Annotated in this window: 6 protein-coding genes; 3 read left to right on the top strand and 3 right to left on the bottom strand. The window is 70.7% G+C overall.

What is annotated here, in order from left to right; translation table 11 throughout:
- Window positions 1-419: 419 nt before the first annotated feature.
- On the top strand, window positions 420-1,013 hold the full coding sequence (locus ABTZ89_RS33270; protein WP_270953990.1) for a TetR/AcrR family transcriptional regulator: 594 nt from the start codon (window positions 420-422) through the stop codon (window positions 1,011-1,013).
- Window positions 1,014-1,101: 88 nt separating this feature from the next.
- On the opposite strand, the gene ABTZ89_RS33265 is transcribed toward ABTZ89_RS33270, so the two are convergent.
- Window positions 1,102-1,671, bottom strand: coding sequence for a TIGR03086 family metal-binding protein (locus tag ABTZ89_RS33265; RefSeq protein WP_270953991.1), 570 nt, complete (start codon window positions 1,669-1,671; stop codon window positions 1,102-1,104).
- A 125-nt stretch (window positions 1,672-1,796) separates the two neighbouring features.
- Between ABTZ89_RS33265 and ABTZ89_RS33260 the strand changes: the two genes are divergently transcribed.
- Complete coding sequence (locus ABTZ89_RS33260; RefSeq protein ID WP_351052284.1) at window positions 1,797-2,990, top strand: Bcr/CflA family multidrug efflux MFS transporter; 1,194 nt, start codon at window positions 1,797-1,799, stop codon at window positions 2,988-2,990.
- 38 nt (window positions 2,991-3,028) lie between these two features.
- Window positions 3,029-4,198, top strand: a complete 1,170-nt coding sequence (locus ABTZ89_RS33255) for a GDSL-type esterase/lipase family protein (RefSeq protein WP_351052281.1) — start codon at window positions 3,029-3,031, stop codon at window positions 4,196-4,198.
- A 10-nt stretch (window positions 4,199-4,208) separates the two neighbouring features.
- Here the strand turns inward: ABTZ89_RS33255 and ABTZ89_RS33250 are convergent, their stop codons facing one another.
- Both ABTZ89_RS33250 and ABTZ89_RS33245 read right to left on the bottom strand, forming a co-directional pair.
- Window positions 4,209-5,084: a 3-methyladenine DNA glycosylase gene (locus ABTZ89_RS33250; RefSeq protein ID WP_351052278.1), complete on the bottom strand. Its 876-nt coding sequence runs from the start codon at window positions 5,082-5,084 to the stop codon at window positions 4,209-4,211.
- A 27-nt stretch (window positions 5,085-5,111) separates the two neighbouring features.
- Window positions 5,112-6,629, bottom strand: a complete 1,518-nt coding sequence (locus ABTZ89_RS33245; RefSeq protein ID WP_351052275.1) for a protein kinase domain-containing protein — start codon at window positions 6,627-6,629, stop codon at window positions 5,112-5,114.
- Between the last annotated feature and the right edge of the window lie 135 nt (window positions 6,630-6,764).

Raw genomic sequence — 6,764 nt, 5'->3', positions numbered from 1 at the left:
GCAAATTCAATGGAAATCGGACCTTCGATTTCCATTGAACTTGCGCGATCACCGGGGCAGGGGAGGTGGCGGTGGTGCGGAATTCTCAATCGTGCCAAGGACAAACGGAGTTGATCAACCGGAAGGTGAGGGCTCCTGCGGGTGGGTACGATCGTGGCTGCTGGCCGCGTGCTTCCCGTATTCCCCCTCGGGAGCGCGCGGCCGGCTCGGTTCTTCGGCGCGTCGTGCCGGTTCACCCGTGGTGCTCGCGCGGTCACGCAGCCGCACATCCGCCGCGGACGGTCCGGATCCACGCGAGGTTGCTGTGATCGTGCTCATCCGCCGGTCCGATTCGTTCATGTACGGTGGGCGAATCGTCGCGTCGGGGGTGAACGAGACGAACACGTGCAGCCCGGACGAGTCGAGCACAACAAGAGGCCATGCCGAAGATCATCGATCATGACCAGCGACGTCGGGAGATCGTCGAGGTCGCCAAGAAGCTCATCATCGAAGGCGGGTTCGAAGCCGCCACCATGCGCAGCATCGTCGCTGCGGCGGGCTACGCCAACGGTGCGCTCAAGAGGTACTTCCCCAGCAAGGACAGCATCATCGCGGCCACCTTCCAGAGCGCGCTGGCCGAGATGGGCGACCGGATCCGCGAGCAGGGCCCGGAACCCGACGAGCCGGTCGCGGCCCTGCGCCGCTACGTCGAGGCTGTGATGCCGCTCGACAAGTACCGGATCGACGCGGCCCGGATCCTGCTGGCGCTGTGGGAGCACTCGGTGTCCAACGCCGAGCTGGCCGAGCTCTACCGCGATCACCTGCGGACCTGGCGCGGCCGGTTGGCGGAGCTCATCGCCGCGGCGCGCGGCAAGGGCGAACCGGTCGACGCGCCCGCAGTCACCGCGCTGGCCGGGGAGGTCATCAACGCCTCCATCGGCGCGAACGTGACCTGCCTGATGTACCCCGACGGTGCCCTGGTTCCGGAGCACCGCGCCTACGTCGACCGCTTCATGCGCCGCATCGCCGACTGAGCACCTGCCGCCCGGGCCGGGTTTTCCCGAATTTCCCCGGAATCGGGAATCCCGGCCCGGGTGCGGCGTCCACATCGGACTCCGTTGGTCAGGGGTGCCAGGTCGGGGTGCGGCCGGTCAGGGCGACGAGCCGATCCAGCGCCGGGGCGTCCGCGGCGACCTCGACGGGCTTGCCGAACGGGCTGTCCGGGCCGGGGTTCTCCGCGGCCGGGCCGACGAACTCCAGGCACGCGGCCAGGGATTCCTCGTCGCAGGTGAACGGTTGCCCGGTGGCCTTCGCGAGGTCCCAGCCGTGCACCACGAGCTCGTCGAGCGCGACGAGTCCCGCCACCGCGCCGGGCAGCTCGATGCCGCCGGCTTGCGTCATGCCCTCCCAGGCCGCTGGATCTTCCCAGGCCTTCGCCAGCGCCGTCAGCTGCTCGGGCAGCAGGGTGCGCCAGTCGGCGGGGAGGCGGGACGCGTCCCCGGACGGTCCTTGCCCGGTCAGCGAGCGGTCCTTCGCCGCGGCGGCGGTGAACGCCAGGCTCAGGCCGCTGATGTGGTCGATCAGGTCGCCGGCGGTGTACTCCGAGCACGGTGTCGGAGCGGTGAGCTGGGCATCGGTGACGTTGGCCAGCAGCTCGGCCATCCGGTCGGCGGCCGGTTTCAGAGCGGGCATCGTGGAGCTCCTCTCGCGGGATGTGCACCGGTGCAGACCAGCGCGCACCACCGAACTCATCGGTGTGCGGCAGGTCGGTTACCGTTCTGTCGGCTTTATTCGCATGGTGAACGAACGAGGGCGGGATGTCTGAACCGAACAGGACCAAGTACGTGTTGATCCTGGGCGGGTTGTCCGCGTTCGGGCCGTTGTCCATCGACATGTACCTGCCGGCCTTCCCGGAGATCGCCGCCGAGCTGGGCACCGGGGCCTCGCAGGTCCAGCTGTCCTTGACGGCCTGCACCCTCGGGCTCGCGCTGGGCCAGCTGGTCGCCGGGCCGCTCTCGGACACCTACGGCAGGCGGCGTCCGCTGCTGGTCGGGCTGGTGGTGTTCACGCTCGCCTCGCTGCTGTGCGCCATCGCGCCCTCCGCGTACGCGCTGGCCGGGTTGCGGCTGGTCCAGGGCTTGGGAGGGGCCGCAGGGATCGTCATCGCGCGGGCCGTGGTGCGCGACATGTACTCCGGCGTGGCGATGGCCCGGTTCTTCTCGCTGCTCATGCTGGTCAACGGGCTGGCGCCGATCCTCGCGCCGCTCATCGGCGGGCAGCTGCTGCGCGTGACCTCGTGGCGCGGGGTGTTCCTCGCGCTCGGCCTGATCGGGGCTCTGCTGCTGGCCGCGACCGCGTTCGGCGTGCACGAGACGCTGCCCGCGGAGTCCCGGCGAGCCGGCAACCTGGGCGAAACGCTGCGCACCTTCCGGGCGCTGCTCGGCGACCGGGTGTTCGTCGCGTACTCGCTGTCGGCCGCGCTGGCGTTCGCGGCGATGTTCGCCTACATCTCGGGCTCGTCGTTCGTGCTGCAGGACGTTTTCGGCATGTCACCGCAGGCGTTCAGCCTGGTCTTCGGGATCAACTCGCTGGGCATCGTCCTCGTCGGACAGCTCAACGCGCGTCTGGTCGACCGCGCCGAACCCCGCCGCCTGCTGGCCGTCGGCCTGGGCGTCAACGCGCTCGGCGGGGTCTCGGTAGCGGTGTCCGCGCTGGTCGGGGCTGGGCTGATCGGTCTGCTCCCGGCGTTGTTCCTGGTCGCGTCCAGCATCGGCATGGTCTCGCCGAACGCCACGGCGCTGGCGCTGTCCGGGAATCCCGAGACCGCGGGCAGCGCTTCGGCGCTGCTCGGCGTGATGCAGTTCTCGGCCGGAGCGCTGGCCGCTCCGCTGGTCGGTTCGGCGGGCACCGGCACGGCGCTGCCGATGGGCCTGGTGATGGGGGCGTTGTCGCTGGCCGCGGTGCTGGTCTTCGTCGTGCTGGCCCGTCCCGCGCCGCGAGCGGACAAATGACGTGCGGCTTCGGCTCCCGGTTTGACAAGGTGGGGACCATGAACGATTCACCCGCGGCGGAGTGGACCACCACACCGATCACGGCGGACGTCCTGCGCGGCGCGCTCGACCTGGAGCGCACCGAACGCGGTGTCCTGCCGCACCGGCTTCCCGCGAAGGCCCGCGCGCAGAGCTCCGACGGGCAACTGGCCATGGTCGAATCCCAGCCGTCCGGGGTGCGGTTGGCCTTCCGGACGGCGGCGACCGCCGTCGAGCTGGACGTGCTGCCCACCAAGACGGTCTACCGCGGTGCCCAGACGCTGCCCGGTAACGCCTACGACCTGCTCGTCGACGGCCGCCTCGCCGGACGGGCCACTGCGGACGGCGGCAACGTCCTGACCATCGACATGGCCGCGGGCACCATGACCACCGAGTCGGGTCCGGTCGCCACCGTCCGGTTCACCGACCTCGCGGCCGAGGAGAAGGACGTCGAGATCTGGCTGCCGTACCGGGAGGTCACCGAACTCGTCGCGCTGCGCACCGACGCACCCGTCGAGCCGGTCCCGGACCGGGGCCGCCGGGTGTGGCTGCACCACGGCAGCTCCATCAGCCACGGTTCGAACGCGGAGAGCTCGACCACGACGTGGCCCGCGCTGGCCGCGGCCACCGGTGACGTGGAGCTGATCAACCTCGGGCTGGGCGGCAGCGCTCTGCTCGACCCGTTCACCGCCCGCGCGCTGCGCGACACCCCGGCGGACCTGATCAGCGTCAAGATCGGCATCAACGTCGTCAACGCCGACCTGATGCGCCTGCGCGCTTTCGGCCCGGCGGTCCACGGCTTCCTCGACACCATCCGCGAGGGGCATCCGACCACGCCGCTGCTGGTGATCTCGCCGATCCTGTGCCCGATCCACGAGGACACCCCGGGCCCCGGCGCGCCGGTGTTCGACGACGGGGTGGTGCGCTTCCGGGCCACCGGCGACCCGGCGGAGCGCGCGGCCGGGAAGCTGACGCTCACCGTCATCCGCGAGGAGCTCGCCCGCATCACCGCAGCTCGGGCGGCCGACGACCCGAACCTGCACCACCTCGACGGGCGAGAGCTCTACGGCGAGGACGACTTCGCGGAACTCCCGCTGCCCGACGCCCTGCACCCGGATGCCGCCACCCACCGCCGCATCGCCGAGCGCTTCGCGAAGCACGCCTTCGGCGCCGAAGGCCCGTTCGCCTGAACCGGCCGGGTCACACCGGTTGGTGGGCCCAGGCGAGGACTTCCCGGCAGGTGTCGATCAGTCGCTGGCGCAGGACCCCGGCTTCGGTGGCGAAGTCGCGCTGGCGGCGGACGTAGTCCGCGCGGCCCTCGGGAGTCTCGATCCGGACCGGCTCGTAGCCGAGTTCGCGCAGATCGTAGGGGCTGGCGCGCATGTCGAGCTCGCGGACGCGCACGGCCAGCTCAAAGCAGTCCGCGACCAGCTCGGCGGGCACGAACGGGTCCAGCTTGTAGCACCACTTGAACAAGTCCATGTTCGCGTGCAGGCACCCCGGCTGTTCCAGCTGGACCTGGTCGGTGCGCTCCGGTTGGAGGGTGTTGAGCGGGCGGGCCGGCGGGGTGAAGAAGCGGAACGCGTCGTAGTGCGTGCAGTTGACCTGCATCGAGTCCACGACCTCGTCGGTGCCGTCGTGCCCGAGCCGCAGCGGCCAGCCGGTGTGGCGGACGTCGGCCGGTCGGGTGCGGTAGACCATGGCCCACTCGTGCAGCCCGAAGCAGCCCAGCCGGGCCTTGCGGGAAGCGGTGGCGCTGAGCAGGCCGAGCACGAATTCCGCGGTGCTGCGCCGCTTTTCGGTGAACGCTGCCGGATCGAGCGCGACGCCTTGAGCCGTTTCGACGAAACCGCGCCGCGCCAGGAACTCCTCGCCACCGGCCAGGGTGACGCCCACACCGGGCTGCCAGCGCTCCAGCCGCGCCGGGCGGAAACTGTAGTAGGTGAAGAGGAAGTCCAGCACCGGGTGCTTGCGGTGCTCGTGCTGGCGCTCGCGGTGCGGGTGGGTCCACTGGGCGACGCGTTCGCGGTGGGCGGCCTGCCGGGCCCGCCACTGGTCTTCGGACAGCACGGTCATCGCCGGTCAAGGGTAGTCGGGGTCGCCTCAGCGGTGGAAGCGCACCCAGTCCAGGTCCATGAAGGGGGTGGGGTCCTCGGAGATGACCGACAGGTTCACCGTCTGCTGCCCGTTCAGCGGGCGCAGCAGGTTGACCGGAACCACCTTCCAGCCAGTGCCGCGGTTCGAGTTCACCGGGATCTTGGCGATCAGCTCACCGGATGGCCCGCCCAGCCGGAGCTCGATCTTGCCCTTGATCTCGTCGGAGCTGACGCGCAGCCTGGCGGAGACCTGGGTGGCCGTAGCGGAGTCGAAATCGACGTTGTCGAAGGTGAGCGAGGACCCGTCCTTCATCTGACTGGCGAATTGGACGGTCCCGCCCTCACCGCGCTCGGTGCCGAGTGAGCCGGCGTTGCTGCCGGAGGTCGCGCGCTCGGCCTCGAGCGCGCCGAAGGGGCTGTCGTCGGGGAACGGGGTGGACTGCGAAATGGGAGTCCGCCCGGGAACGCCTGCGGGGATCGGCTCACCGGCGCGCCCGAGGAAGTATCCGCCGGTCGCCGCGCCGATCGCGAGCACCGCGGCCGCGCCGAGCACGATCGTGGTGCGAGTCCTGGAGCGTTTCGCGGCCTGCACCGGTGTGGTGGTCTGGTCGGACGGGGGAGCGGTGGGGGAGATCGGGCGGGGCGGTTCGATGTCGCGGAGGTAGTCCTCGAACGGGTGCTCCCCGGCTTGGCGGGCGAGGTCGTGCACCCGCTGCCGCACCTCCAGCAGCGGCATCCGGCGGGCCGGGTCCTTGACCATCAGCCCGCTGATCACCTCGCCGATCGGCCCGGTCTGCCGGTGCGGCGGCACCGGGCCGTGCACGATCGAGCTGATGGTGATCAGCGGATCACCGGTGCTCTCGTAGGGCAGGTGTCCTTCGGCCGCGACGAAGAGCATGGTGCCGAAGCTCCACAGGTCCGCGTTCGCGCCGAGCTCGCGGCCGATCGCGATCTCCGGAGCCAGGTAGGCGGGAGTGCCGACCAGCACGCCGGAGCGGGTGAGGGTGGACTCCGCGGTGCTCCGGGACATGCCGAAGTCGGCGAGCTTGACCTGGCGGCCGGCGCCGAGCAGCACGTTGCCGGGTTTGACGTCGCGGTGCACGATGCCCATCTCGTGCGCCGCCTGCAGCGCCGCCGCGACACCGTCGGCGAGCACGGCCAGCTTCGCGGGCGGGAGCGCGCGGTGCTTGTTGAGGATCTTGGAGAGGCTCAGCCCGCGCACCAGCTCCATCACGACGAACGGCTGCTCGTCCTCGCGCGCGACGTCGTAGAGCAGCACGGTGTTCGGGTGGTTGAGCGCGGCCATCGCCCGCGCCTCGCGCAGCGCGCGTTCCCGCATTTCAGCCGCGTGCTCTTCGGCGACGCCGGGGGACAGGCGGAGTTCCTTGACCGCGACGGGGCGGTGCAGCAGTTCGTCGGTTCCGGCCCAGACGTGGCCCATCGCGCCGTGGCCGATGGTGCCCTCCAGGCGGTAGCGGGCGCCGATCAAGCGATGGGAAGGAGCGGTGTCTGAGAGGTGGGGCACCCCTGGATCATCTCGCACTTCCCTCGAACGAGTGAGCGGGTCGGGCAATCTCGCCCGACCCGCTCGTCGTCAGTGGACGTGTGTGGTGTCGCGGACGGTGCCGACGTATTCCTCGACGAGGTCTTCCATCGCCAC

The organism is Saccharopolyspora sp. NPDC002686 (assembly GCF_040295745.1).
GTDB classification, from domain to species: domain Bacteria; phylum Actinomycetota; class Actinomycetes; order Mycobacteriales; family Pseudonocardiaceae; genus Saccharopolyspora; species Saccharopolyspora oryzae.
Note: the sequence above shows the minus strand (reverse complement) of the source record. Positions and strands in the feature narration are given on the sequence as shown.

Bases quoted from the DNA above. Each gene is read 5' to 3' on its own strand.
- ABTZ89_RS33250 (WP_351052278.1), bottom strand. From the start codon at position 5,084: ATGACCGTGCTGTCCGAAGACCAGTGGCGGGCCCGGCAGGCCGCCCAC.
- ABTZ89_RS33260 (WP_351052284.1), top strand. From the start codon at position 1,797: ATGTCTGAACCGAACAGGACCAAGTACGTGTTGATCCTGGGCGGGTTG.
- ABTZ89_RS33265 (WP_270953991.1), bottom strand. From the start codon at position 1,671: ATGCCCGCTCTGAAACCGGCCGCCGACCGGATGGCCGAGCTGCTGGCC.
- ABTZ89_RS33255 (WP_351052281.1), top strand. From the start codon at position 3,029: ATGAACGATTCACCCGCGGCGGAGTGGACCACCACACCGATCACGGCG.
- ABTZ89_RS33270 (WP_270953990.1), top strand. From the start codon at position 420: ATGCCGAAGATCATCGATCATGACCAGCGACGTCGGGAGATCGTCGAG.